Raw genomic sequence first — 667 nt, forward strand, 5'->3', positions numbered from 1 at the left:
AGGTACTTAGATGTTTCAGTTCCCTGGGTATGCCTCCATTGTAGCTATGTATTCACTACAAGGTGACTGCGCATTACCACAGCCGGGTTCCCCCATTCGGACATCCCCGGATCGAAGCCTGCTTACGGCTCCCCGAGGCATTTCGTCGTTCGCCACGTCCTTCTTCGGCTCCTAGCGCCTAGGCATCCTCCGTGTGCTCTTTCTAGCTTAACCTAATATAGGGACTTTACGGAGTAAAGTCTCACTACTCAGGAAACACACTTCATCATCTGTTCGCACAAATGGTGAGTTGGATTTCTAAGTTAAATCACGCGTTTGTTACTTCTTGTTTCGTTATCTAGTTTTCAAGGAACACGCCGCGAATCGTAAGATTCGTCAGCTTTCGATTCGCTTACCGCCTCTTCGACATCTTCCGACACCCAGCGCGGCAACACGTATCTTATCACATCTGTCCGACTCTTTTCAAGTCGTTTTTTGGTGGAGCCAAGCGGGATCGAACCGCTGACCTCCTGCTTGCAAGGCAGGCGCTCTCCCAGCTGAGCTATGGCCCCTCATTTATTGCCCACAGTGTTCTGGGGCCCCCGAAAAGTAATCGGAATAATCCTCGAAGCTTCGCTTCACTTTTTGGGGTATATTGGTGGGCCCTAGTGGACTCGAACCACCGACC

1 tRNA gene and 1 rRNA gene are annotated in these 667 nt (G+C 50.8%); both read right to left on the bottom strand.

Annotation, left to right across the window (positions count from 1 at the left end):
- Nucleotides 1-213: ribosomal RNA gene (locus B5M42_RS25075) — 23S ribosomal RNA — on the bottom strand; the annotation flags it as partial.
- Between the two features lie 262 nt (nt 214-475).
- Nucleotides 476-551 (bottom strand) — tRNA-Ala (locus tag B5M42_RS25080).
- Nucleotides 552-667 lie beyond the last annotated feature (116 nt).

It is taken from the genome of Paenibacillus athensensis, assembly GCF_004514475.2.
GTDB classification, from domain to species: Bacteria; Bacillota; Bacilli; order Paenibacillales; family NBRC-103111; genus Paenibacillus_AL; species Paenibacillus_AL athensensis.